At 41.3% G+C, this 25,481-nt stretch carries 19 protein-coding genes and 1 tRNA gene; 6 read left to right on the top strand and 14 right to left on the bottom strand.

Features of this window, described 5'->3' with window-relative positions:
- Positions 1 to 18: 18 nt before the first annotated feature.
- From ACFSJE_RS12750 to ACFSJE_RS12770, 5 genes are read right to left on the bottom strand one after another with little or no spacing between them, the layout of a single operon-like run.
- Complete coding sequence (locus ACFSJE_RS12750) at positions 19 to 555, bottom strand: GIY-YIG nuclease family protein (RefSeq protein ID WP_379831354.1); 537 nt, start codon at positions 553 to 555, stop codon at positions 19 to 21.
- 3 nt (positions 556 to 558) lie between these two features.
- Positions 559 to 1,782, bottom strand: coding sequence for a restriction endonuclease subunit S (locus tag ACFSJE_RS12755; RefSeq protein WP_379831355.1), 1,224 nt, complete (start codon positions 1,780 to 1,782; stop codon positions 559 to 561).
- Positions 1,783 to 3,243: a type I restriction-modification system subunit M gene (locus ACFSJE_RS12760; protein WP_379831356.1), complete on the bottom strand. Its 1,461-nt coding sequence runs from the start codon at positions 3,241 to 3,243 to the stop codon at positions 1,783 to 1,785. It lies immediately after the preceding gene.
- Positions 3,240 to 5,060 (bottom strand): DUF262 domain-containing protein, encoded by a 1,821-nt coding sequence (locus ACFSJE_RS12765; protein ID WP_379831357.1) that lies wholly within the window; start codon positions 5,058 to 5,060, stop codon positions 3,240 to 3,242. Before ACFSJE_RS12765 ends, ACFSJE_RS12760 begins: the two co-directional genes overlap by 4 nt.
- A complete protein-coding gene (locus ACFSJE_RS12770) occupies positions 5,061 to 6,539 on the bottom strand; it encodes a type I restriction-modification system subunit M (RefSeq protein WP_379831358.1) in 1,479 nt (492 codons plus the stop codon).
- Positions 6,540 to 6,790: 251 nt separating this feature from the next.
- Here ACFSJE_RS12770 and ACFSJE_RS12775 point away from each other — a divergent pair, with 251 nt between their 5' ends.
- Positions 6,791 to 7,321 (top strand): hypothetical protein, encoded by a 531-nt coding sequence (locus tag ACFSJE_RS12775; RefSeq protein WP_379831359.1) that lies wholly within the window; start codon positions 6,791 to 6,793, stop codon positions 7,319 to 7,321.
- Between the two features lie 222 nt (positions 7,322 to 7,543).
- Here ACFSJE_RS12775 and ACFSJE_RS12780 read toward each other — a convergent pair.
- The 5 genes from ACFSJE_RS12780 to ACFSJE_RS12800 form a co-directional block, all read right to left on the bottom strand.
- Positions 7,544 to 7,617: transfer RNA gene (locus ACFSJE_RS12780), tRNA-Asp, on the bottom strand.
- Between the two features lie 125 nt (positions 7,618 to 7,742).
- On the bottom strand, positions 7,743 to 8,672 hold the full coding sequence (locus ACFSJE_RS12785) for a DUF58 domain-containing protein (protein WP_379831360.1): 930 nt from the start codon (positions 8,670 to 8,672) through the stop codon (positions 7,743 to 7,745).
- Between the two features lie 72 nt (positions 8,673 to 8,744).
- The gene (gene trxA, locus ACFSJE_RS12790; protein ID WP_379831569.1) at positions 8,745 to 9,077 is read right to left on the bottom strand and encodes a thioredoxin; all 333 of its coding nucleotides are present in this window, start codon (positions 9,075 to 9,077) and stop codon (positions 8,745 to 8,747) included.
- A gap of 88 nt (positions 9,078 to 9,165) precedes the next feature.
- A complete protein-coding gene (dnaE, locus tag ACFSJE_RS12795; RefSeq protein WP_379831361.1) occupies positions 9,166 to 13,551 on the bottom strand; it encodes a DNA polymerase III subunit alpha in 4,386 nt (1,461 codons plus the stop codon).
- Positions 13,552 to 13,689: 138 nt separating this feature from the next.
- A complete protein-coding gene (locus tag ACFSJE_RS12800) occupies positions 13,690 to 14,145 on the bottom strand; it encodes a ferritin-like domain-containing protein (RefSeq protein ID WP_379831362.1) in 456 nt (151 codons plus the stop codon).
- Positions 14,146 to 14,408: 263 nt separating this feature from the next.
- Here ACFSJE_RS12800 and ACFSJE_RS12805 point away from each other — a divergent pair, with 263 nt between their 5' ends.
- From ACFSJE_RS12805 to ACFSJE_RS12815, 3 genes are read left to right on the top strand one after another with little or no spacing between them, the layout of a single operon-like run.
- Entirely contained in the window at positions 14,409 to 14,993 is a 585-nt protein-coding gene (locus ACFSJE_RS12805; RefSeq protein ID WP_379831363.1) for a 30S ribosomal protein S16, read from the top strand.
- An 11-nt stretch (positions 14,994 to 15,004) separates the two neighbouring features.
- Positions 15,005 to 15,535: a ribosome maturation factor RimM gene (gene rimM, locus ACFSJE_RS12810; RefSeq protein ID WP_379831364.1), complete on the top strand. Its 531-nt coding sequence runs from the start codon at positions 15,005 to 15,007 to the stop codon at positions 15,533 to 15,535.
- 46 nt (positions 15,536 to 15,581) lie between these two features.
- A complete protein-coding gene (locus ACFSJE_RS12815) occupies positions 15,582 to 17,012 on the top strand; it encodes a sulfatase family protein (protein WP_379831365.1) in 1,431 nt (476 codons plus the stop codon).
- Positions 17,013 to 17,075: 63 nt separating this feature from the next.
- On the opposite strand, the gene ACFSJE_RS12820 is transcribed toward ACFSJE_RS12815, so the two are convergent.
- Complete coding sequence (locus tag ACFSJE_RS12820; protein ID WP_379831366.1) at positions 17,076 to 17,645, bottom strand: hypothetical protein; 570 nt, start codon at positions 17,643 to 17,645, stop codon at positions 17,076 to 17,078.
- A 166-nt stretch (positions 17,646 to 17,811) separates the two neighbouring features.
- Here ACFSJE_RS12820 and ACFSJE_RS12825 point away from each other — a divergent pair, with 166 nt between their 5' ends.
- Together ACFSJE_RS12825 and ACFSJE_RS12830 are read left to right on the top strand one after the other, a co-directional pair.
- Positions 17,812 to 18,525, top strand: coding sequence for a tRNA1(Val) (adenine(37)-N6)-methyltransferase (locus ACFSJE_RS12825; RefSeq protein WP_379831570.1), 714 nt, complete (start codon positions 17,812 to 17,814; stop codon positions 18,523 to 18,525).
- Between the two features lie 56 nt (positions 18,526 to 18,581).
- Positions 18,582 to 19,760 carry an acyl-CoA dehydrogenase family protein gene (locus ACFSJE_RS12830; RefSeq protein WP_379831367.1) on the top strand — a complete coding sequence of 393 codons (1,179 nt, stop codon included), beginning with the start codon at positions 18,582 to 18,584 and terminating at the stop codon, positions 19,758 to 19,760.
- A 3-nt stretch (positions 19,761 to 19,763) separates the two neighbouring features.
- Here ACFSJE_RS12830 and ACFSJE_RS12835 read toward each other — a convergent pair whose 3' ends face one another.
- Genes ACFSJE_RS12835 through ACFSJE_RS12845 form a run of 3 tightly spaced genes read right to left on the bottom strand, consistent with a single transcriptional unit; the run spans position 19,764 to position 25,481 of the window.
- Positions 19,764 to 22,064: an FdhF/YdeP family oxidoreductase gene (locus ACFSJE_RS12835; RefSeq protein WP_379831368.1), complete on the bottom strand. Its 2,301-nt coding sequence runs from the start codon at positions 22,062 to 22,064 to the stop codon at positions 19,764 to 19,766.
- 8 nt (positions 22,065 to 22,072) lie between these two features.
- Positions 22,073 to 22,441 (bottom strand): DUF7009 family protein, encoded by a 369-nt coding sequence (locus ACFSJE_RS12840; RefSeq protein ID WP_379831369.1) that lies wholly within the window; start codon positions 22,439 to 22,441, stop codon positions 22,073 to 22,075.
- A gap of 40 nt (positions 22,442 to 22,481) precedes the next feature.
- The gene (locus tag ACFSJE_RS12845; RefSeq protein WP_379831370.1) at positions 22,482 to 25,481 is read right to left on the bottom strand and encodes a DNA polymerase III subunit alpha; all 3,000 of its coding nucleotides are present in this window, start codon (positions 25,479 to 25,481) and stop codon (positions 22,482 to 22,484) included.

Here is a 25,481-nt window from a genome sequence, read left to right on the forward strand (position 1 = left end):
AAATCTGACATTTTGTATCTAGTTATTCCTGGCAATTAATTTACAGTTGTTCCTAGCTTCAATGACTTCTTTTAAAACCCCGGGATTTTTCGAAATATTCAATAGGGGCAAATATTTGGCAATTAATGCCTCTTCTTTATGCTTCAAATCATTTTCACATTCAACCCAATTGACCAGAAGATTATTATTGATCCAATCAATAATCTCGGCCTCATGGCTTTTGGAGAATTTATAGTTCTGTTGGTTCTTTTTGCCCACCAAGGAGCCTTTTTCAGGAGTATATCCTAAAATTGCACCTAAACTTCTAAAAAACGACCCATGCCCCTTAGCGCGCAATTCTTGACCCAAAAACCGCACTTTTAGACTTTTTGAGGCCATGCCTATATAAATGATATTATGATTTCTTTGCTGTAGTACTTTCGATATGGAAGGTTTAAGTAATGAAGGGTTTGCTATTCGAATACAATAAACGCCAGGGGCTGGAGGTATCATATTCTCACAATTAAGCAAGGACTTAAAGTTGTTGTCACCCATTAAATACCTCTCCAAACCCATACCCTAAAACACCTGATTGATTAAACTTTTTTGAAGGGATTGTGAGCTTGATATTTTTACCTTAACCAAATCAATATTTGATTTTAAATCATCCAATTTTTTGCATAGTTCATTTTGAACTTCTATTGAAAATTTTGGTAACACCATAGACTGATATTCCTCAGAGTTAATGTTTGGTTGTGCACCTACTTTTATCATCTTTCTTTTAAACGATTCGTATTTAAGTGATTTTGTAAAGTAGAATAGAAACTTTGGGTTTAATAATTCTTCATTTATGTCAAATTTGATAAGATATCCTGCAAATACGGCATTTCCCATTTCGTTTTTATACAAAAGGGTTTTTCCAACAGTGTTTCCAGTTCTAGCAAAGAGAAAATCATTGTCACTTAATACATATTGCTCGTAATCCGAAGAGTCAATTGTTACTTTGTCTTCTTTTATAAGATTGCCTTCATCATCAATATCAGTAATTCGAATATATCTTGGTGAGTCAAGTTCGTATGGTTTTGAAGAGGCATTTGCTCCATACATAGGCTTTGCTAATAAACAATCTTTTAGTTTATAAGTCTCTATTCGGCTATCAAGTAAACCACATTTCGTTTTAATTAATTGACCATCAACATAATTTCCATGAATCATGAATTGATTAATGAGTGTTTCATATGATTGTTTAACTCGATTCAATAATGCATTCTCCCTCTCAATGACTTCATCCATAGCCCATAAAAGTTGGGCCAGTTGGGCTTGTTGATCTTTTGGTGGGAGGAGGAATTCTTGACTCTTTAAATCGCCCCAATTTATGGTTGGTGAAAGTCCACCAACGGAAATGTCTACCATTCTATGCATAAATTGGTCGGAGTGTAAAAAGAAGGGAAACAGTTTAGGGTCGATTACATCTGGATTGGCCCTAAATACAAAAGCATGTGCAGAACAAATTCCATCAAAATCTACAATGGCTGCTTTTCGTTGATATGCCCTTCTTTTTCCAAAAATGATATCACCGGGGTAACACCTAAGTTTACTGCCTTTTACATCGTCTGGGACACCTTTTCTCCGAATATGAATATCCTCTCCATCCAAGTGTTCCAAGCCCACATATATATCCACTTCTGCTTCTTCAGGTTTTACCGTTTCGGAAATTTTACCAGCGATTTCGTCAAATCGATACGTTGGCCAGTTGGTCTTGTCCAGATGGTTTAAATCAATTTTTTCTTGTATTACTTTCATTTAATCCAACATTTCAAACAATTGATTCATACTTTCTTTAAGCACAGTAGATTGATTTTTCCAATTCGTTAAGGCGTTGTCCAGCGATATTTGTTCTGTGTTAACATCAATATTGCTAACATATTGGGCAATATTCAAACTGGCCTTGTTTTCAAGGACTTCATCGTTTGATACTACTTTGGCAAAACCTTCGGCATCTGAAAATTCTTTATAGGCTTCGTAGATTTTATGTATATGCTCAGACTCTAAAAAAGCTATGTTTTTATCTTGCTTCACCTCCTTGACTGCGTTTATAATCAAGACCTTTCCTTTTTTATTGGCATCCTTATTGGTTTTGGTGATTAACAAACAGGCTTCCATTGGAGAATTGTAAAAAAGGTTGGGACCCAATCCAATGACACATTCCACCAAATCTTCTTCTATCATCTGTCTACGCATATCGGCTTCAAATTCTCGAAAAAGAATCCCATGTGGCCAAAGGGAAATGGAACGTCCATTTTCAAGATCCAAACTCTTTTGAATATGTTGTTGAAAGGCATAGTCCGCACAACTTTGTGGAGGGGTGCCCCACATATTACGACCATAAGGGTCGTTCATAAAGGTTTTTCTATCCCATGCTTTTATGGAGTAGGGGGGATTGGCCAAGATTACATTGAACTTTTTCAATTCATCATTATGTAAAAAAGCTGGATTGGCCAGGGTGTCTCCTCTAACTATGTGGAATTCTTCAATCCCATGCATGAACATATTCATCCGGGCAATGGCCGAAGTGATCAAATTGATTTCTTGGCCGTACAATTTTAGGGTTCGATATTCTTTGCCTTCCTCTTTAAGATGTAAGGCACAATTCAGAAGCAAACCTCCAGACCCGCAGGTCGGGTCATACACACTTTCTCCGGGTTGTGGGTCCATGATCATGGTCATCAACTTTACCACAGTTCGGTTGGTATAAAATTCCGCTGCGGTATGGCCACTATCGTCGGCAAATTCCTTGATTAAATATTCATAGGCATTTCCCAACTGGTCGTCGGGAACATTTTTATGATCAAGGGTATGTTGTGAAAAATGTTCAATAAGATTGGTCAGTGTCTCATCACTGAGTCGCTCTTTGTTGGTCCAACTAGCATCACCAAAAATACCGTACAGTGTATCTGGATTTGCCTTTTCAATGGCACGCATGGCATTTTGCAAGGCCATGCCCACATTCATAGTGGTTTCCCTTACTTCTTTCCAATGCGCCCCTGGTGGAATTTGGAAATGATGGTTTTCAGCAAAGGCTGCATATTCCATATCCCCTTCACTATCGTTCAGGGCTGTTTCGTATTCTTCGTCATACACATCACAGATGCGTTTAAAGAACAATAATGGGAAAATATATTGTTTGTAGTCTCCAGCATCAATGGTGCCACGTAATTGGATGGCAGCACCCCAAAGGTATTTTTCGAGTTCTTTTTGGGTCATGTTAACTCTTCTTCGATTAGTTCTGAACTTTCTTCTTTTTCGTGGGCAGCAGAGGTAACATTCAAAACCTGCATAAGCTTTTGTTTTATGGCTTCTTTCCTTAAGGTGTAAAAGTTGGTGAAATCTTCTATACTAAGGTCATTTTCCAAAGGAATAAAGTGTAAATTCTTATAATTGATAATTTCACTTTCAGAATGAGTTGCATTAAGCCAGTTTTTGAATGGAGTGGAATTTTTCTCTAGATTTTCAGTTTCCTGGATCAGTTGCAGGTTAGGGATTGAATTGAAATTAGAAAGATAATCTTCTAATTTATGTTCATCAGTTATGCCTAGCTTAATTAGTTCTCTTCTTTTAAAGAATTTTTTTGGATGAATATGATCTTGATGGAATTTGTAATTATGATTAAGAGGGTATATTAAACTTAATAACATGTAAGCAAATGCACTTCCGTATTGTGTGGTCAACAAATGATCAATGGTTTCTTCATTAAACGTTAGAGTTTTATTACTTCCTTTATACCTGTCTATCAGTTGTTGCAAAGGAAAGTCTCCCGAGTTTTCTGTAATTATATATCTGTACACAGGATATAAATTGTCTGGTGTTCCGCCAAAAACTTTTTTTAGTAAGGCTCGAATCAGCCATTCTTTGATTTTCTTTCTATTGTCTGAATGATGTCTACTATGTATAATTTCATCATTTAAATCATTTTTCTTTATAAAATATGCGATAGGAATAATGGCATTGTGCGCTGTAAGCGTTTTTCCATTAAAACCAAAGGATGAAATTAATCGTACAGCGATATTTAGTGCCCTTGAAATATTATCCCAATCAGATTCTATAATTGCCATGTTTTCTGTTGAGAAGTTGTCGACTTTAAATTTAATATCTTTTATATCCGACAGTACTAAACAAGATTTAAGAACCAAATCTTTATTTATATTAAAACCAGGAGATATTGAGTTTATTTGATCAACAAATCTGTGTATAATATCTCTTGCATCTTTATCTTTCCATTGGGCCGTAGCAATCGAAAGCAACAAATCGGAGTAGCTTAATTTAGTGCCACCACTATTAACTCTGATGAAAATGTGTAATACCTTATCTAATTCTGTTGATTTTTCAAGGTAAAAATTAATTAGCTCTTTCTGGTTTATATATTGGAACAATTTAGACAATGTGTCCGAGGCAAACTTAGCCTGTTCGGCACTGTATTTTGAAGTGTCCATTAATGAATGATCAGCGATATACTTAAATATATCCGGGAAATCAGTAAAGTTGAGAATATCACCGACCTTGAACCAATGAAAGGAATTCGATTCTAATTCGTTGAACTTGTCTAGTTCAGATTTTGACAGGAATCTGAAATCGTAGAGTAGGTCTCCATTTTTTGCATTATTTAATAAATTCAGATAGAGATGTCTTTTTGGAAAAGCATGATCACTTTTCCAATTATACCGTGCTAATTTGTATGCATAGCTGCCTTTAAGTCCAAGATAGAGGGAGGTGAGTCTTTGCTGTCCATCCAAAACGGCAAACCTATCTTTGTCATTAGAGAGTTGGATTGGATCATTATGTGTTTTATCTCTTTGATGAAAGTAAGGCAAGAACCTATAAAACTTAAATTTATTGATGTCATCTGCTTTTACCTTCCAAAAAAGAAATGTGCTTATAGGGTAGTCCCTTAATATAGAATCGAATAAAAGCTCTATCTGTTTGGTGTTCCAGACAAATTCTCTTTGGATAGCAGGTAAAATATATTCTTGCTCCTGAATTGCCGTTATAGTTTCCTTAATCGATATCGGTTTTTCGTATGCCATTTAAATAAATTTCTTTAAAATAGTTTTAAACTTTTCTTCTGCTTCCAAACTGTTCTGCCATGCGGTTTTCAAATCGGATAAAGCCTCTTCCACTGAGGGTAGGTTGTCTTCAATAATTTTTTCTACATAAAGTGGAATGTTCAAATTAAAATCGTTTTCAGCAATTTCATCGAAGGAAGACAACTTTACATAGTTTTCAACATCTTGGTAATTTTTATACCAACTAAATATTTGATTGACATTTTCTTTTTCAAGATAATTTTGTGCCCTTCCTGTTTTGATTTGTTCCGCGGCATCAATAAATAGCACTTTGTTTCTTTTATCTGTTTCCTTCAATTGCTTGAAGACCAAAATACAGGCAGCAAGTTGGGTGCCATAGAAGATATTGGGCCCTAACCCTATAACAGCTTCAAGAAGATCTTGCTCAAGTAAGGACTTGCGTATTTTACCTTCGGCCCCTTTTCTGAACAGCGCTCCATGAGGAAGCACTACTGTCATTCGACCCGTACTATTCATGGATTTGATCATATGTTGAACCCAGGCCATATCTGCATTTCCTTTTGGAGGGACACCAGCAATGTTTCGCCCAAAGGGGTCGTTGGCCCAATTTTCCGCTCCCCAATCCTTTAATGAAAAGGGTGGATTGGCAATGACACAATCAAATGTTTTTAACCCATCCGCTTCAAAAAAGGCCGGGTTTCTCAATGTGTCACCCCTATAAATTTGAAAGTCCTCAATGCCATGGAGAAACATGTTCATTCGGGCAATTGAACTTGAAGTCAAATTCTTCTCTTGCCCATACAGTTTTAATGTTCTAAAGTCTTCTTGGTTTTCTTTTAGGTGATCAACACATTCCAATAGCATTCCCCCTGTTCCGCAAGCTGGATCATAAATAGTTTCTCCTTCATGTGGGTCAAGGATGAGACCTAAAAGATGAACTACCGACCTAGGAGTATAAAATTCACCTGCCTTTTTATTGGTTAAGTCCGCAAAATGCTTAATCAAATATTCATAGGCGTTACCAAGAATATCCGAGCCAACATATTTGTTTGATAGCGTATATTGAGAAAAGTGCTCAACTAAATCTACTAAGAGTCGATCTGAAAGTTTGTTTTTATTGCTCCACTGGGCATCACCAAAAATTCCGTATAGATATTCCTGATTCGTCTGTTCAATTCCCCTCAAAGCCTTTTCTATGGCCAAACCAACATTTGAGGTCGTTTCTCTTACATCATTCCAATGGCATCCCTCAGGAATTTCAAACCGATGGAATTCAGGCAGAGAAGCATAATCTGAATCACCATCAGATTCATCCATGGCAATTTGGAATTCTTCGTCATAAACATCGGAGATTCGTTTAAAAAATAATAATGGAAATATATAGACTTTAAAGTCGGATGCGTCAACGGGTCCTTTTAAAATCCAGGCTGCTTTAGATAAATATTGTTCTAACTGGGAAAGGGAAAGTTTTTCAGTCATTCAAATTGTAATAATTCTTAATTTTTGGAATCGAATCCTGGGGAAAGAGCATGTTTAGGTTTAGTTTCGTTAAAGCTAAAAAATTTTTACTCGAATTTACCTACATATAGCTGTATTAAAATTCATAAATGAATTCAATCGGATTTTAGCTACTAAATCTTTTCTGCAAAAGTGAACTTTACCTCTATATAAAATTCCTATTAATGTCTCATTTTCTGCAATTGAATAGACTGGATAAAAATTGAATAATCATGATTACAGTAAAAGACGAATTGTTGATAACAGACGAAATCAATGCAATAATTATTGACTATGCCCAGAAGGTAGTGCTCCAAAAGCTGTTGATGGCGTTTTCTTTTGAATCAAAGAATAATGTTGAAGAAGTCTCCGATTTGATTCAAAATCTTAATTATTATGGTGTCGATATCAAACCACCTGAAATTGAACTTGAGCTTTCAGAGTATTTATGGGATTTCTTTACGGCACTTAAAAGGAAAGAACAGGCCGCTTTATATTTTTGGGTGTTGAATAAAAGATACCTTAGTTACCTGTATGAATTTGAATGTGATGATGATATGTTCGAGGATAGTGATTTCGATAGAAAATTTGGAAGAGAATTAGCATATAAAACCTATTTACCAAAAGATAGTGGCTTATTACAAGACATTATACATGAGCTGAGGAATTTATTAATAAACTTTGCTACGGAATTGGATTTATCTTTAATCGATGAATACACCTCAGAACAAATTCAAGAAGAAATTGACAATTACTGCTCTTGACTTAAAGCTTCTTCTTAATTGTTTTTCAATTTAAAATGTATTTAACACAGCTTTACGATCCACAAAATAAATCCTTGTAAAATGCTGCAAAGAAGTAAAAAAGAAATAAAAATGCGGCACGAACGCAGCACGCTAATTAACTTTTGTTTAACATTATTTTTTATAAATATCTGAAAAACAGAATGTTATAGAACAAAAAAGCCTCATAAAATGAGGCTTTTGCGGTCTGGACGGGACTCGAACCCGCGACCCCCTGCGTGACAGGCAGGTATTCTAACCAACTGAACTACCAGACCAATGATTTTATCTTACGAGACTCCTGCAACAGCGGGATTCAAATCTTGTTCATTTGCTTTTTTAAAGCGAGTGCAAATATACATTCTCATTTCGGATTCAACAAAACATTTTTTAAAATTAATGGCTAAACAAATTTCTGCCGTTCAATCATGAATGTATTCAGCACTTGAGAGAAGTTTTGTCGCACGTCCACGCCCACATATTTGATTCGGTACTGGGCACATTTTAGTTGCAGACTTTCTTGATACTCCTTCACTTTTTTGGAATACGCCTTTTTAATATTGTCCGCGTATAAATCGATATGCTCTCCGGTCTCCACATCTACATACCGCTTTGGCGTATTTTCAAACTCAAAACCGAGCTCGTGTTTTTCATCCAACAAATGAAAGAGAACCACAGCGTGTTTGTTGTACTTTAAATGACGGAGCGCTTCAAAAAGTTGAGCCTCTTCTGTTTCGGTTTGGAACATGTCCGAAAACAAGAAAATCAAACTCCGCCGATGTATTTTTTCGGCAATCTGATGCAAAAAAGTATACGTTTTTGTGGTCTGCGAGGTATTTTTGGCTTCCGAAACCTCATTCAGCTTGGAGTACAACATCTGAAAATGGCGCTCGCTGTTTTTCTCACTTGCATAAAAATTGTACGTATCCGAGTAAATGCTCAATCCCACTGCATCTCGCTGTTTTTTTAGGACTTGCATCAAAGCTGCAATGGACAAAACGCCAAATCCAATCTTGTTGAGGTTGTCAATGGACAGATTTTTCACCTCGGGATAGTACATGGAAGCGGAGTTGTCCAGAATCATGTGACACCGTAAATTGGTCTCGTCCTCGTATCTTTTGGTATAGAGTCTGTCGGTTTTGGCATAGAGTTTCCAATCGATGTGTTTGGTACTTTCCCCAGCATTGTAAATTTTATGCTCGGCAAATTCAGCAGAAAAACCATGAAACGGACTTTTGTGGATGCCACTAATGAAACCTTCCACAATCTGGTTGGCCAATAGCTCCAGATTCTGGAAAAGTTGTGCTTTATGAAGTTCTGAGCGTATATCCATTCAAGGCTTCAAGATAAAACAAAAAAGGCTTGGCGATTGCCAAACCTTTTTTAAAATGGTATTCAAACGATGTTATAGAGCGGCCTCTATCGCATCTGTATAAACTTTCTTGGGAGATACACCTACTTGACGGTTCACGATCTCACCATTTTTAAAGACCAATACGGTAGGAATGTTACGTACGCCATATTTAGCGGCAAATTGCTGATTGGCATCAACATCCACTTTACCAACTACGGCTTTTCCTTCATATTCTTGGCTTACTTCCTCAATGATCGGACCTACCATTCTACAGGGCCCGCACCATGCTGCCCAAAAATCTACTACGACGGGTTTGTCGCTTTTTAAAACTACTTCGTCAAAAGTTGCATCTGTTATTTCTAGTGCCATCTTATTTGTTTTAATATTCGCAAAGTTAGTCAAATAATGCCCATGTACCTTACGGGCAACGCATTCGTTTTAATTATGGCGCCATCAGCGTTAACTATATGGACTAGTTTAACTTATAATGAATCTCATTGGCTTCTAAAGCTGATAACAATTCACTGCTGATTTTCACCTTCTGTTTTCTACTGGACAGTTTGAGTTTTATCTCATCCTGCATCTCATACACCACAAAACTCAGTGGATGCTCCCCTTTGTAGGAGCGCAACGTGTCTTTTAGGGTTTGAATGCGTTGTTCTTGCAAACGAGCGATGTCCAATTTTATGGTCAATTTTCGGGCATAGGCATCCATTACATCCTGAAGCTGTTTAAAATCATTGAACTGCAATCTGGGTTCCCCTTTTTTTCCGGTCTCCCGATTGACCCACCCCTCCCGGACAAAAGCTTTCATATAAACAAAGGAGTTGATCATGAAAAAATGTCGGAATTTGAGATACTCCTCCCCAAAAATTCGGAATTCATAGGAATCCGTATAATCTTCCAATGTGAAGAGTCCCCATCCTTTTCCATTTTTGGAAATCCTGTGCTGTACATCGGTAATGACCCCTGCGACAGAGAGTTCACGGTTCACGTACGGTTCCAAATCCGTAAACGCAGAAACGCTGGTATTGCAAAATGCATCAATCTCTTTTTTGAAATCATCCAAAGGATGCCCGGAAATATAGATTCCTACCACCTCTTTTTCACGACGGAGTTTTTCCATAGTGCCCCAATCTTCGCAAGGAGGGACGATGGGTTCTGGAATTTGTACTTCACTGGCATCTCCAAAGAGACTTACTTGGGATGAATTTTCATTTTCCTGAAACTTCGCGCCGTATTTGATGGCCTTTTCCAAAAAGGTGATATCGTCCCCATCATGATGAAAATATTGTGCCCGGTGCGTATCCGTAAACGAATCGAATCCCCCGGCCAAGGCTAGGTTTTCAAATGCTTTTTTGTTGGCGGCCCGTAAATCTACCCGTTTGGCCAAATCAAAAACGGACCTGTATGGGCCATCTTTTTTTCGGTTTTCTACGATTGTCTCCACCGCTGAGCGCCCCACACCTTTGATGGCACCCATTCCAAAACGTACCGCATTGTCCTTGTTCACTGCAAATTTGTAGTACGATTCATTGACATCAGGACCAAGTACCTCCAAGCCCATCCGCTTACATTCTTCCATAAAGAACGTGACCTGCTTAATGTCGTTCATGTTGTTGGAGAGCACCGCTGCCATATATTCGGCAGGGTAGTGGGCCTTCAAATAGGCAGTTTGGTAAGCGATGTACGCATAACAAGTAGAGTGACTCTTGTTGAAGGCATACGAAGCAAAAGCTTCCCAATCCTTCCAAATCTTTTCCAGAACGTCACGGGGATGTCCATTCTTTTCACCACCATCCAAGAACTGTGGTTTTAATTTTTGAAGGAGGGCAAAAATCTTTTTACCCATCGCTTTCCGAAGCACATCCGCATCACCTTTGGAGAACCCTGCCAGTTTTTGGGATAACAACATAACCTGCTCCTGATACACCGTAATGCCGTAGGTTTCTTGAAGGTATTCCTCCATGTCCGGAAGGTCATAGGTGATTTCCTCCTCACCATGTTTCCGTGCAATAAAACTTGGGATGTATTCCATCGGTCCCGGACGATACAACGCGTTCATGGCGATGAGGTCGTCAAAAACCGTTGGTTTCAGGTTTTTCATGTGCTTTTGCATTCCTGGTGATTCGTACTGGAATATCCCTACCGTATCCCCACGCTGGAAAAGCTCGTATGTTTTTTCATCGTCCAATGGAAAATCATCAGGTACCAAATCGATTCCGGTTCTTGCCTTCACGATTTTTACGGTATCCTTAATGAGGGTCAGCGTCTTCAATCCCAAGAAATCCATTTTTAGCAGACCTGCACTTTCCACCACAGAGTTATCAAACTGGGTTACGTACAAATCTGAATCCTTGGCTACGGATACAGGAACGAAGTTTGTAATATCATCTGGGGTGATAATGACCCCACAAGCATGGATTCCCGTATTTCGAAGCGACCCTTCCAGAACCCGGGCCATTTTTACGGTCTGTCCTTCAAGGTCATCTCCTTCGGAGATGTTCAACAGCTCATTGACTTTTTCCAACTCATCCGAACGGAATCTTTTTCGTAAGTCCGATTCCTCAACTCCAAATATCTTGTTCAATTTGGACATGTTGGGAATAAGCTTGGCGATACGGTCGGCATCGCTCAGTGGCAAATCCAAAACCCGGGCCGTGTCTCTAATGGACGATTTGGCCGCCATGGTTCCGTAGGTGATAATCTGCGCTACCTGATTGGCACCATATTTATTGATGACATAGTCCATGACCCTGCTTCGACCTTCATCATCAAAGTCAATATCAATATCGGGCATGGATACCCTATCCGGATTCAGGAAACGCTCAAAAAGTAAGTCATATTTGAGTGGGTCAATGTTGGTAATACCCAAACAATAGGCCACTACCGATCCAGCAGCTGAACCCCGACCTGGACCAACGGAGACGTCCATGTTTCGGGCTTCGCGGATAAAATCCTCCACAATCAAAAAATACCCGGGGTACCCTGAGTTTTTGATGGTTTCCAATTCAAAATCGACTCGCTCACTGATTTCAGGTGTGATTTCACCATACCGTCTTTTGGCGCCTTCATAGGTGATGTGTCTCAAATAGGCATTCTCACCTCGCTTACCACCATCTTCCTCATCTTCTTTTACCTTGAATTCATCGGGAATGCCAAATTTGGGCAGGAGGATGTCACTGGCCAGATCATACGGTTCAATTTTGTCGATGACTTCCTTGATGTTGAGAATGGCTTCGGGAACGTCTTTAAAGAGCTCCTTCATCTCATCCGAAGACTTAAAGTAGTACTCTTGGTTGGGCAGTCCGTAGCGGTATCCGCGACCTCGGCCAATTGGGGTAGCTTGCTTTTCCCCATCTTTTACACAGAGTAAAATATCGTGGGCCTCAGCATCTTTTTTATCACAATAGTAGGTGTTATTGGTGGCCACCAATTTCACATTGTGGTCCTTGGCCATTTGCAGCAACACTTGGTTCACCCGGTCTTCATCCTCTTGACCGTGGCGCATCATTTCAATGTAAAAATCCTCCCCAAACTGCTCTTTCCACCACAAAAGGGCTTCTTCAGCTTGCTTTTCGCCAACGTTCAAAATTTTGCTGGGCACTTCACCATACAAATTTCCAGTAAGGGCGATGACATCTTCTTTGTATTGCTCCACCACCTTTTTATCGATACGGGGCACGTAGTAGAACCCATTGGTATATGCGATGGAAGACATTTTGGCCAGATTACGGTACCCATTTTTGTTTTTGGCCAACAACACGATTTGATGACCATAATCTTTTACGTTTTTGTTGGTGTGGTCTTCACAAACGTAGAATTCGCAACCCAAGATGGGGGTAATCTCTTTTTCGGTGGGTTGTTCGCCCTTTTCCTCCAACTCGGCATTTTTTTCCTTGACCGATTTGTTGTGCGCCATGATTTCTTTCACAAAGTGAAAGGCACCCATCATATTGGCATGGTCGGTCAGTGCCACGGCAGGCATTCCGTTTTGGGCCGTGAACTTTACCAAATCCTTGATGTTGATGGTGGACTGTAGTACTGAAAATTGGGAATGGTTGTGTAAGTGCGCAAAAGGAGCATCCTCTAGCGTCTCAATATTTTCTTGAATCTCTTTTTCTGAGATTTCCCCGGTATCTTGGGCCCAAAGGGCATCAGCTATTTTTTTGGAAGCTTCCTTGAGATTGATGTGTTTTAATCCAATAAGCTGGATTTCCTGCGGATTGGCTTCGGAAAAACGTTCAAAATAATCAGGTTGCACGTCCAGTTCTTCTTTGGTGAACTGTTTTTTTCGAATCAGTTCCAAGAAACATCGGGTGGTCGCCTCAACGTCTGCGGTGGCGTTATGTGCTTCGGCAAAGGTTTCACCAAACAAAAATTCGTGCAGTTCCGTAAGTGTGGGCAATTTGAATTTCCCGCCACGTCCTCCGGGAATTTTACAGAGTTCAGCCGTATGTTCGGTACAAGTGTCGAGTACGGGAAGTTGGGTCAAAAGGCTTTCCATTCCTTTTCGGTGGAATTCACAACCCATGATATTGACATCGAAACCTACATTTTGACCTACTACAAATTTTGTTTGAGCCAATGCCTTGTTGAATGCCTCCAAAACAAACTCCAAAGATTCACCTTCTTGTTCCGCCAATGCTGTGGAAATACCATGGATTTGTTCCGCTTCGTAGGGCACATTGAATCCTTCTGGGCGTACCAAAAAATCCTTTTGCTCCACCAAATTACCAACGTCATCATGCAATTGCCAAGCAATCTGAACACATCTCGGCCAGTTGTCGGTATCGGTAATAGGGGCGTCCCATCGCTTGGGAAGTCCAGTGGTTTCCGTATCAAAGATTAAGTACATAGATTCAATTGTGGGTCAACAAAAGCAATGAATAAAAGTACAGAAGAAGACTGTTTTGAAAAAATAGAGTTTTTACGACTTATCAACTAAAAAAAGCCGGGAATTTCCCAGCTTTTGTGTTTTGTCTGCAGTACCTTTTTAGGATACGGCTGCTTCAAAAATAGTGGCTGTATCCAAGGTTTTTCTGATGGCGTTTCTATGGCGCATCAGTAAACTCTCGGTAGAAGGCGGCAATACAAATTCTTTATCCTGCAAGATATCATTGTATGTGGCAATGGCCTCTTTTTCTCCTCTGTGCACTTCTTCCAGCATAACTTCTTCGGTATTGGAAGAAATCATAGCTTTAAAATCAATCCAAGAGCGGTGCAAGGTTCCTTTTGTACTTCCGCCTTTATCAGGGGCTTGTCCAAAAGAAATGATTTCAGCTTTTAGTTCTTTTCCAAAATTGTATCGTTGATCGGCACTTTTTTCGAAAAAGTCTTTAATGGTTTTATTGTCAACCTTTTCAGCGGCTTGTCTAAAGCCTTTTTCAGCATCATAGGTTCGCTCTAGTAATTCGTTTAATTTGTTCGACATTTCTACGGTGTACTTCATGGGTTCATCTTCATTTAGGTTATGGGCTGCCGACTTTCGACAACGTCTATATATAAGTTAAGGTTAATGGGCGCAATTCCAAATGATTCAAGGGGTTTAGGATGAGTTTAACGGGATTTGCGTTCTTTGTTAAATTGGTTTATCTTTTTTGTAGGTTGATAGCTGTGTAGTAAACAAATAAATGTATATTTGCACCCGCTTAACGGACAAGCGATTAAAAAGAATTAATAACCAGGGTCGGGCACCCTACAAATTAATGTGATATGCCAGTTAGAATTAGACTTCAGAGACACGGTAAAAAAGGTAAACCATTTTATTGGGTGGTTGCCGCAGATTCCAGAGCAAAAAGAGACGGTAAATTTTTGGAGAAATTGGGAATCTACAACCCAAACACCAATCCAGCTACCATCGACATTGATGTGGATAGTTCTGTAAAGTGGTTGCAGAATGGTGCACAACCAAGTGATACCGCTAGAGCCATTCTTTCTTACAAAGGAGTATTGTTGAAACACCACCTAATGGGCGGTGTTGCCAAAGGCGCTCTTACCGAAGAGCAAGTTGAGGAGAAATTCAAAGCGTGGTTGGATGAGAAAGAAGCTGCTGTTCAAGCTAAAAAAGATGGTTTGAGCAAAGCCGAAGCCGAAGCCAAAGCAAAAGCGTTGGAAGCTGAGAAAGAAGCCAACGAGAAAAGAATCGCTGCCGCCGCTCCTGTTGAAGAAGAAGTGGCTGAAGAAGCTGCCGAAGAGGCCACCGAAGCTACTGCTACCGAAGAAGCTCCTGCTGAGGAAACCACTGCTGAGGCTGAAGAGGCTCCTGCCGCTGAAGAAGCTTCTAAAGAAGAAGAGTAAGATTACGGACAATGCGCAAGGAAGATTGCTTCTACCTGGGCAAAGTCGTATCAAAATACAGTTTTAAGGGTGAGGTATTGGTGAAATTGGACACCGACGAACCCGAAATCTACGAAAACATGGAATCAGTTTTTGTTTCATTGGGAAACAATCTGGTTCCATTTTTTATTGACCGTTGTCGATTGCATAAATCCGCTTTGCTTCGTATCGATTTTGAGGAGGTGAAGGATGAAGCCTCCGCGGATAAAATCATAGGCTCCGAATTGTACCTTCCCCTATCCATGCTGCCTAAATTGAGTGGGGACAAATTTTATTTTCATGAGGTTATCGGGTTCACGCTAATGGATAAAGTCCACGGAGATATTGGAATCATAAAATCCGTAAACGATAGTGCTTCGCAAGACCTTTTTGAAGTTGAAAAAGACGGAAAGGAACTTTTAATTCCCATCAGCGATGATATCATCACCAAAGTAGACCGAAAAAATAAGACCATCCATGTAACCACCCCAGAAGGGTTGGTGGACCTCTACTTGAATTCCTAGCATAGCATTTTTAAACCTATATTTAGGGAAACATTTTGTTTGTCCTATGCGCATATCCCTTTTTTTTCTTTTCACTATTGGTTTGATTTCCTGTGCTGAAAAGAAACCACAGCCAGATGAGTCCAATCGTCCACCAAACATTGTATTGATTTTCACCGATGACCAAGGCTATCAAGATGTGGGAGTATTTGGTTCACCCAACATTAAAACACCAAACTTGGATCAAATGGCTTCCGAAGGGGTGAAGCTCACCAGTTATTATGCGGCCCAGGCGGTATGTTCCGCATCCAGAGCTGGAATTTTAACGGGATGCTATCCAAACCGAATTGGCATTCATAATGCATTGGGTCCTGACAATACCCATGGTATAAATTCTTCTGAGACTACCATTGCCGAAATGTTGAAGGAAAAAGGATATGCCACGGCCATTTATGGGAAATGGCATTTGGGGCATCATGATAAATTTCTACCGACAAGGCATGGGTTTGATGAATGGTTTGGTATTCCATATTCCAACGACATGTGGCCCAACCATCCCCAACAGGGAACGATTTTTAATTTTCCGGATTTGCCGTTGTATGAAAATGAAACCGTCATCGATACCCTAACCGAACAATCGCAATTGACCACACAAATCACGGAGCGTAGCGTGGATTTTATCCAAAGAAATAAGGACAAGCCTTTCTTTTTGTATGTGCCCCATCCGCAGCCACATGTACCCTTGTTTGTGTCGGATAAATTCAAGGGAAAATCGGAACGGGGATTGTATGGCGATGTGATCATGGAAATTGATTGGTCCGTCGGTCAAATCATGCAGGCACTCAAAGAAAATGGATTGGAGGAGAACACCATGGTCATTTTTACTTCGGACAATGGCCCGTGGTTGTCGTATGGAAATCATGCCGGAAGTGCTCTGCCCCTTCGGGAAGGAAAAGGTACCGCTTGGGAAGGTGGCCAGCGTGAACCTTGCATCATCAAATACCCTAATAAACTAAAAGCAGGAAGTGTCATTGATTTGCCCATGATGGCCATTGATGTTTTGCCTACGATCGCAGAGATTACGGAGTCAAAATTGCCAGAGACCACCATCGATGGGAAAAGTGCATGGAGCATTCTTACCGGAGAGCGCAAATTTCCTGTCCAAGATGCGTATTTCTTTTATTATCGGGTAAACGAACTCTTTGGGGTGCGCTACGGAAAATGGAAGTTGTATTTCCCTCATACCTATCGCACCATGGATGGGCAGGAGCCGGGTAAAGATGGACAACCGGGTCAGTATCGTATGGTGGATTTAGAGGAAATTGAATTGTATGATGTGGTCAACGACGTCAGCGAGACTAAAAATGTAGCAGAGGGAAATCCAGAAGTTGTGGCTGAAATAAAAGTATTTGCCAATACCATAAGACAACGCTTGGGTGACTCGCTTTTGGGAATTGAAGGTACCGAAACCAGAGAACCAGGAAGATTGGAGGAATGATTGAATTGTAAAAAAAAAGGAGATCTATTAGATCTCCTTTTTTATAGTGAACACTAAAGCAATTTATTTTTTCCACTTGCCCCCACCTAAGTAGAAGCCAAGGGAAATGCCTAAATAAGAGTTTTTGACTTCGGCGCCTTCTATTTCAGTTTTACCTATAAGATTATAACTGGCAGCTACTCGAAATTTTCCTAATTCGAAACCAGCGCGAATCAGCCCACCAAACTTACCATCTACTTCTGCTTCAGCATCATCACCAAAATCTGAGAAACTAAGATTGGCTAAAGTACTGTACCCTACACCAGCCCCCGCAAACGGCGAAAAAGAAGAACTTCCGTTATGAAAATAATAATCAAAAGTGCCTAAATAAGATGCACTTGCAGCCAAATCCGCTTCTATGGTAACTCCGGAATCTGTTACATTCTTGGCCATAGCCGCAGATTCAAAACGTAAACCAACGTTCATATTGTCGGCTATGTTGTACTTAGGTTCAATGGCCAATAGAATTCCACCTCCGCCATCAGGCATTACATACCCAAAGTCAAGTCCAACGCGAAATTTGTTTTGTTCTTGCGCATTTACCCATTGCACCAAAGAAGCCATAACAAGGAATGCATAAAAAAGTTTTTTCATAATAAAAATGTTTAATTGGTAATTTGATTTATTTCAATTAAGGGTCGAAAGTAACCCGTATACAAAGCTTGGGATATCTCAAACTAACAGATAGGCTGTTTGAATTGATGAAACCCTTATTTAAATTGGCGGAGTTTAGCAGTAATTCGTATATAAGTACATTTGGATTATGAAGCCATTTATATTTAAACAATTCAACATACACCAAGACCAATGCGCCATGAAAGTGGGCACGGATGGTGTGCTTCTTGGAGCCTGGGCCTCTTTGGACCACCTTCCCAATGCCATTTTGGATATTGGTGCAGGAACTGGATTGATTGCATTGCAGTTGGCACAGAGGTCAGATGCAGAGTTGATAGATGCAATTGAATTGGATGAAAACGCCTATGAGCAGTGCGTGGCCAATTTTGAAGCTTCAGCATGGGCAGACCGACTGTTCTGTTATCATGCTGGTTTTGATGAGTTTGTGGACGAGATGGATGAAAAGTATGACTTGATTGTATCCAATCCGCCTTTCTATTCGGAGGAAGTCTCCAGCGGGAACATTACCCGTGACCAGGCCCGCCAAAGCAGTTCCTTACCATTTAATGAGTTGGTTGCTGGAGTGGCCAAGTTATTGGCTACAAATGGAGTGTTTTCAGTGATTGTTCCCTACAAGGAAGAACGGGAATTTATCAATTTGGCTTCAGAAGTTGGTTTGTATCCGAATAGAATTACCAGGGTAAAAGGGAATCCCAAAGCAGCGTTTAAACGAAGTTTGATGGAGTTTGGTTTTTCCAAAGTTGACCCTAAAATTAATGAGTTGGTCATCGAGTTGGAGCGGCATCAATACACCCAAGACTATATTGAACTGACTCAAGATTTTTATTTAAAAATGTAACAATACCCAGATGTAATGTTATATTTCGTCATTATATTTACTCAAAATTTTTCTGAATGAAGCCTGATTTGTTTGAAGCCCCAGATTACTATAATCTAGATGATCTTCTTTCCGAAGAACACAAGTTGGTCCGCGATGCTGCCCGTCAGTGGGTCAAGCGGGACATATCTCCCATAATTGAGGAATTTGCCCAAAAGGCGGAATTTCCCAAACAAATCATAGGTGGATTGGCTGAAATTGGAGCTTTTGGCCCCTATATTCCAGAGGAATATGGTGGTGCTGGGTTGGACCAAATCAGTTATGGCCTTATCATGCAGGAAATTGAACGTGGGGATAGTGGGGTTCGTTCCACGGCATCGGTGCAGTCCTCTTTGGTGATGTACCCCATTTTTGCTTATGGAACAGAAGAACAACGGAAAAAATACTTGCCCAAACTGGCCACAGGGGAGTGGATGGGCTGTTTTGGATTGACGGAGCCCAATCATGGTTCCAATCCAGGCGGAATGGAAACCAAATTCAAGGATGCGGGTGACCACTATGTACTCAATGGAGCCAAACTCTGGATTTCCAATTCACCTTTTGCTGATGTGGCCGTGGTATGGGCCAAAAATGAGGAGGGTCGCATCCACGGATTGATTGTAGAGCGTGGCATGGAGGGTTTTTCAACTCCTGAGACCCATAACAAATGGTCGCTTCGTGCTTCAGCCACAGGAGAACTCATTTTCGATAACGTAAAAGTGCCCAAGGATAACTTGCTGCCCAATAAAAGTGGTCTTGGTGCTCCGCTCGGCTGTTTGGATTCTGCCCGTTACGGCATTGCGTGGGGCGCTATTGGAGCCGCCATGGATTGTTATGATACGGCACTGCGTTATGCGAAAGAACGAATCCAGTTTGGAAAACCTATTGCGGCCTATCAATTGCAACAGAAAAAATTGGCTGAGATGATTACTGAAATCACCAAGGCACAGTTGTTGGCTTTCCGGTTGGGACAATTAAAGAATGAAGGTAGGGCCAGCACAGCGCAAATTTCTATGGCCAAGCGAAATAATGTGGAAATGGCGATAAAAATCGCTCGTGAAGCCCGGCAAATGTTGGGTGGAATGGGAATTACCGGCGAGTACAGCATTATGCGCCATATGATGAACCTTGAAAGTGTGATTACCTACGAAGGCACCCATGACATCCACTTGTTGATTACTGGTGCGGATATCACAGGGATTCCTGCTTTCAAATAAGGATTATCCCACTTTTTCTACCGTCACTTTGATGGACTTGCTGATGGGGGTTTGACTCTTATCCGCAAATTGATTGTGCGGTACCAAAAGATTGGTTTCCGGAAAATAGGCGGCCATGTTCCCTTTGGGAATTTCATAAGGAATCACCAAAAATTGTTCAGCGGTTCGCTGAATATCGTCATATTCACTGTGTAGATTAACCACATCCAACTTTTTCAGATTGAATTGCTCCATGTCCTCCGTATTCATGAAAACCACGCGGCGTTCATTATGAACACCACGATAACGGTCGTTCAATCCATAAATGGTGGTGTTGAACTGGTCGTGTGAGCGAATCGTCATCAGCAGTAATTCATCTGGTTTAAGGTTATGGTCAGGTAAGGAATTAAGCGTTAATTGGGCTTTGCCATTGGGAAGCATCCTAAAATCCCGTTCCCGCACATTATTGGGCAAGTAATACCCAAATCCTTTGGAGCGTTCACTGGTCTTATCAAATCCCTTTACCGTCTTATCAATATAACTTCGGATGAGGTTGTAATCCTCACCCAACGCTTTCCAGTCTACGGCGTGCCCTCCTTTAAAATAGGTGTGGGCCAACATGGCGATGATTTCCGGTTCACTTTTTATATGTTCCGATGTGGGTTTCAGCAGTCCTCTACTTTGTCGCACTTTCCCGGTACTACTCTCCATGGTCAGGAATTGAAGCTCGCCTTTTTTCTCATCTTTTTCCGAACGACCGAAGGTGGGTAGCAGCAACGCCGTTTTTCCTGTCACCAAATGACTCCGGTTCAATTTGGTACTGATTTGCACCGTTAAACTGCAATTTTGAATGGCCTCTGCAGTATATTTTGTGTCTGAGGCAGCCATCAGGAAATTTCCGCCCAAACAAACAAAAACCTTTGCTTTTTTCTCATGCATTGCCTCAATGGCTTTTACGGTGTCATATCCGGGCTCGGTGGGAGGATTAAATTTTAGGTGTTCTTTTATTTTTGCGTTCAAGGTCTTGTTCACATAATGCATGATGCCCACACTACGGTCACCCTGCACATTGCTATGCCCCCGAACCGGACAGGTTCCGGCAAAGGGTTTTCCAAGGGCTCCTTTTAGCAATAGAATGTTCACGTATTCTTGAATGCATTCCACTGCATTTTTATGTTGGGTGAGGCCCATGGCCCAACAAATGACAATTTTTGAATTTTCGGCCAACAACTGAACCGTTTGGTCAATTTTTCGCATGGAAACCCCAGTTCTTCGCTGAAGGGATTCCACATCGTAACGTGCCAAATCCGCTAAAATGGAATCATAACCATCCACATTGTCCACAATGAATTCGTGGTCCAAAACATTGGAATTCTTCGAATCGAGAGCCACCAATTTTTTTAGAATGAGTTTGGCCAACGCAATGTCTTCGTTGATTCGCACAGGAAGGTGAATATCGGCCATGGCTTGGCCACTGCCCAACATATCCGAAACGTTCTGGGGATTTTTGAAATGAACCAAACCGGTTTCCGCAAGTGGATTGATGCTGACAATTTTTCCGCCGTTCTTTTTGCACTTTTCCAGCGCCGAGAGCATTCTAGGATGGTTGGTTCCTGGGTTTTGTCCTACGACCAAAACTATTTCGGCGCCATACAGGTCATCAAGTTTTACCGAACCTTTTCCAATCCCTAAGGTCGAAGACAGTGCAACCCCTGATGATTCATGGCACATATTGGAACAATCGGGCATATTGTTGGTGCCTAAAGCACGGGCAAACATGCCATATAAAAAAGCAGCTTCGTTGCTGGATCGCCCTGAAGTATAAAAAATGGCCTCGTTGGGGTCTTTGAGTTGATGGAGTTCTTCCGAGATTAAATCATAGGCCTCTTGCCAAGCTATGGGTTCATAATGAACTTTTCCAGATCTTAGAACCATGGGCTCAATGACTCGGCCTAGTTTATTGAGCTCAAAATCGCTGCGTTGCGACAATTCCTCCACGGAATGCTTGCTGAAAAATTCAGCGCCAATATGCTCACTGGTTGCTTCGTCAGCCAAGGCCTTGGCGCCGTTTTCGCAATATTCTGCAATTTTTGAAGGGTGTTCGGGAACCGGCCATGCGCAGCTGGGACACCGAAAACCGTCTTCTTGGTTCATTTCGAGCAGAGCCTTCATGGAACGCACAATGCCCATTTCCTTAAAACCATGTCGAAGGGCTTCTTTGACGCCTAAAAATCCAGCAGCGGTGTGCATGGGTTCCTTAAGGCGTAATCCCGTGAATTTGATGTCTCCCGTTAGTGAAACGTTCCGTTTGATTTCTTTTTCCATAGTCTAGGCTAACACTGCATTTTTGGATTCGGGTAGTTATCCGATTGGTCTTCATTGGTGTTTTCTAAGCAGGCAAAATCCTTTTCCAACAATAAGTGAAGCTGGTTGCCATTTTGGAGTGCCATCGTATTTTCAAATCCTACGTTATCGGAATCAAACCAACTTGAGCCTTTAGTTTGGGGAACTTTTAGGGTGATGGTATTTTCGGAAAAACTGGCTTCCAGTTCTTGTATTTTTGATTCCAATTGTACTTTGTATGCAAATTTGGTTTGCTCAAATTGTGTGGTTTCTGCCACAGAACCTGTTTCGGACAACTGCTTGACTTCGGATTGGGTCAGTCGAAAACGTATGGAATTTCCTTTGATTCTAATTTTCATGGAGTGGTGCAATTCGTCTTCCTAAGTTACGGCATTCCATTCACTTCTTCGAATCAAATAGCTTTTTGCTGGTCTTCATGTCGGCATACCTAGGGTCGGGGATGTAGCTTTCTTTTTGCATTTTGATGACCTCAATACTCAGAAAACCAAACTCTTCTACGACCTTGCCATAAAATCTGTAAATGCCCTTGCCCCTAAAAAAATACTTGGCGGCAACCGGAGGGAAGAGCACCGTATCGAACACTTCGCCATGTTGATCCACCAAAGTGGCAAAATGCATGCGTTTGCCGTTGTGCGTGGACGTATTCTTTACCGTGACCAGATACCCATAGATGTCGATATGTTTGTTGAGGTAGCAATGCAAGTCTCTTTGCCCATTGGTATTTTTTGGAAGTTCGGCCAATAGATCAAAAGGGCTGCATAAACAGAACCCCAAAAGTTCCAACTGGTCAAAGGCGGACTCTAGGGATGTAGTGTGCAATTTTGGAATTTGAAATCCCTGATGACGGGGTGGGAAAAGTTTGGGATGCTCCAATCGGTCATTTTTGGACAACATCAAGTGGGCCTTCCAAAGCAGTTCATGCTTGTTGATTTCCGTAAAGCGGAAGGCATCAATTCGAATAAGGATGGCCAATTGTTCCATCGAAATAAAGACACGGTCCAAGAAATCTTCCAACGAAGCAAACGCTCCATTTTTAAATCGTTCTTTTATGATTCGCTCCATGACCCGGCTCTCCAAATCACGCAAATACAGCATCCCCAAATAAATGTGGCTTCCAAAAATTTGGTTGACCGCCATGCTGTTGTTGACGCAAGGAGGGTGTATGGTGGCGCCCATCATGCGGGCATCGTGGATGTAAAATTCAGAGCGGTAGAACCCTCCGCCATTATTAAGTACGGCCACCGAATATTCCAAAGGGAAGTAGGCTCTTAAAAACAAGCTTTGATAGCTTTCCACAGCGTAGGAAGCGGAGTGCCCTTTGGCAAAGGCATAGCCCGCAAAACTGGCCACTTGATTCCATACCTCAAAAATGAGCGTGTCCGAATAGCCCTTTTTTTGGCAGTTGGAAATGAATTTGTCCTTTACTTTCTGAAACTCTTCCCGTGAACGAAATTTACCGCTCATCCCCCTGCGGAGAACATCGGCCTCACCCAAATCCAAGTCCGCAAAATGGTGGGCCACTTTGATCACATCTTCCTGATAGACCATAACACCGTAGGTGTCCGGCATAATGTTCAGCATCACGGGATGGGCTTTTTCCTCAGCTCTGCCTTTGTTGCGATGCCGAAGGATGTACTCCCGCATCATTCCACTTTTGGCCACTCCGGGCCGGATAATGGAACTTGCAGCCACCAATCCTAAGTAATTGTCCACTTCCAATTTTTTGAGCAGCATGCGCATGGCAGGCGATTCCACATAAAAACAACCCATACACTGGGCGGTTTTAATCAGGTTGTTGATGGTTGCATCAGCCTTAAACCCTTTAATGTCATGAATGTCAATTTCTTGGTGTTTTTCGGGTTGATTGTAGGCGACAATTTCCAAGGCTTCTTTGATTTTGCCCAATCCGCGCTGACCCAAAATGTCGAATTTGTATAGGCCCACATCTTCGGCGATGACCATATCGTATTGGGTAGTGGCAAATCCTTTTGGGGGTAGGTGGGTGGCCGAAAACCAATGCAATGGCTTTTCGCTGATAAGGATTCCACCTGCGTGAATACTCAGATAGTTGGGTTTTCCTTTTAGGAGCAATCCGTATTTAAGAACTAATTTGGAAATGCTGTCCAGTTCGTCATAATTGTATCTGCCCTCTGAAAGAAAATCAATGTCATGGGGTGGAAGGCCGAAGACCTTTCCTAACTCCCGAATGACCCCCCGTTCCTTAAAAGTAACATAGGTGCCGAGCAGGGCGACATGCTTGAATCGCCCAAAAATATATTCGGTCATGGCAGGGCGGTCCTTCCATGAAAAATCAATGTCAAAATCGGGTGGGTTGGCTCGGTAAAGGTTGATAAAGCGCTCAAAATAGAGGTCGAGTTCCATGGGGTCCACATCGGTGATGCGAAGCAGATAGGCCACAATGCTATTGGCGCCGCTACCACGACCTACGTAGTAGAATCCTCTTCGGCGTGCTTCGGAAACAATGTCCCAATTGATTAAAAAATAGGAGACAAACCCCATTTTTTTGATGAGCTGCAGTTCTTTTTCCAAACGAATCTTGATGGAATCATCCACATTTTCATAGCGATATGGAAGGCCATCGGCACAGAGCTTTTCCAAGAGCTGTTCATCTTCTTCCACACTTCCCAAATAGGTTTTCAGGTTTTGGGGTTTTCTCCCTTTTGAAAAATCGAAATGGATGCTACAACTGCTGAGGATTTTTTCCGTGTTCTCCAGAATAAAGGAAAATTCGGAGAAGGCGGCCGCCAAATTTTGGATGGGATACATTTTTTCATCCTCGTTGGCCTCTTCCTCTTTGGGCAGCATGCTCAACAACACGTTGTTGTCTATGGCCCGAAGCAATCTGTGGGCATTAAAATCCTGTTTGTTCCGAAAGGTAACGGGCTGCTGCACCACCAATTTATCTTTCAAGTTGAACAATCTGGAAAAGGGCAATCTGCGAAGGTCCTTGATGGAAACTCCGACAAATTCATACTCCGAAAAATCGTCCAAGTCATGTAACAAAACCTGTTCAAAAGGATAGATGACCAAAGCGTTTTTAAAAGAAGGAGCCCTTTGCGGAATTTTCAATTGATGATGAAGGTGGTGCGATAGAAAGTTGTTGAGTTCCAAATAGCCCTCATTGTTTTGGGCAATCCCAATAAAGCAAGGATTGACACCATTCCTAAAATCGATGCCCAAAATGGGCCTGACCCCAAACTCGGGTGCTTTTCGAACAAAATTTAAACATGCTGAGGTGTTGTTGATATCGGTGAGTACCAATTGGGTCACATGGTTTTGTTGCGCCAATTGCAATAGCTCCACCTCCGAGAAGGTCCCAAAGCGTAAGCTGTAATATGTGTGGCAGTTTAAATACAA

The sequence above is a fragment of the Flagellimonas iocasae genome, from assembly GCF_042682725.1.
Classification (GTDB): domain Bacteria; phylum Bacteroidota; class Bacteroidia; order Flavobacteriales; family Flavobacteriaceae; genus Flagellimonas; species Flagellimonas iocasae.

Excerpts from the sequence above, each read along its gene's own strand:
- ACFSJE_RS12750 (WP_379831354.1), bottom strand. The coding sequence starts at position 555 with ATGGGTTTGGAGAGGTATTTAATGGGTGACAACAACTTTAAGTCCTTG.
- ACFSJE_RS12755 (WP_379831355.1), bottom strand. The coding sequence starts at position 1,782 with ATGAAAGTAATACAAGAAAAAATTGATTTAAACCATCTGGACAAGACC.
- ACFSJE_RS12760 (WP_379831356.1), bottom strand. The coding sequence starts at position 3,243 with ATGACCCAAAAAGAACTCGAAAAATACCTTTGGGGTGCTGCCATCCAA.
- ACFSJE_RS12765 (WP_379831357.1), bottom strand. The coding sequence starts at position 5,060 with ATGGCATACGAAAAACCGATATCGATTAAGGAAACTATAACGGCAATT.
- ACFSJE_RS12770 (WP_379831358.1), bottom strand. The coding sequence starts at position 6,539 with ATGACTGAAAAACTTTCCCTTTCCCAGTTAGAACAATATTTATCTAAA.
- ACFSJE_RS12775 (WP_379831359.1), top strand. The coding sequence starts at position 6,791 with ATGATTACAGTAAAAGACGAATTGTTGATAACAGACGAAATCAATGCA.
- ACFSJE_RS12785 (WP_379831360.1), bottom strand. The coding sequence starts at position 8,672 with ATGGATATACGCTCAGAACTTCATAAAGCACAACTTTTCCAGAATCTG.
- dnaE (WP_379831361.1), bottom strand. The coding sequence starts at position 13,551 with ATGTACTTAATCTTTGATACGGAAACCACTGGACTTCCCAAGCGATGG.
- ACFSJE_RS12800 (WP_379831362.1), bottom strand. The coding sequence starts at position 14,145 with ATGAAGTACACCGTAGAAATGTCGAACAAATTAAACGAATTACTAGAG.
- ACFSJE_RS12805 (WP_379831363.1), top strand. The coding sequence starts at position 14,409 with ATGCCAGTTAGAATTAGACTTCAGAGACACGGTAAAAAAGGTAAACCA.
- rimM (WP_379831364.1), top strand. The coding sequence starts at position 15,005 with ATGCGCAAGGAAGATTGCTTCTACCTGGGCAAAGTCGTATCAAAATAC.
- ACFSJE_RS12815 (WP_379831365.1), top strand. The coding sequence starts at position 15,582 with ATGCGCATATCCCTTTTTTTTCTTTTCACTATTGGTTTGATTTCCTGT.
- ACFSJE_RS12820 (WP_379831366.1), bottom strand. The coding sequence starts at position 17,645 with ATGAAAAAACTTTTTTATGCATTCCTTGTTATGGCTTCTTTGGTGCAA.
- ACFSJE_RS12830 (WP_379831367.1), top strand. The coding sequence starts at position 18,582 with ATGAAGCCTGATTTGTTTGAAGCCCCAGATTACTATAATCTAGATGAT.
- ACFSJE_RS12835 (WP_379831368.1), bottom strand. The coding sequence starts at position 22,064 with ATGGAAAAAGAAATCAAACGGAACGTTTCACTAACGGGAGACATCAAA.
- ACFSJE_RS12840 (WP_379831369.1), bottom strand. The coding sequence starts at position 22,441 with ATGAAAATTAGAATCAAAGGAAATTCCATACGTTTTCGACTGACCCAA.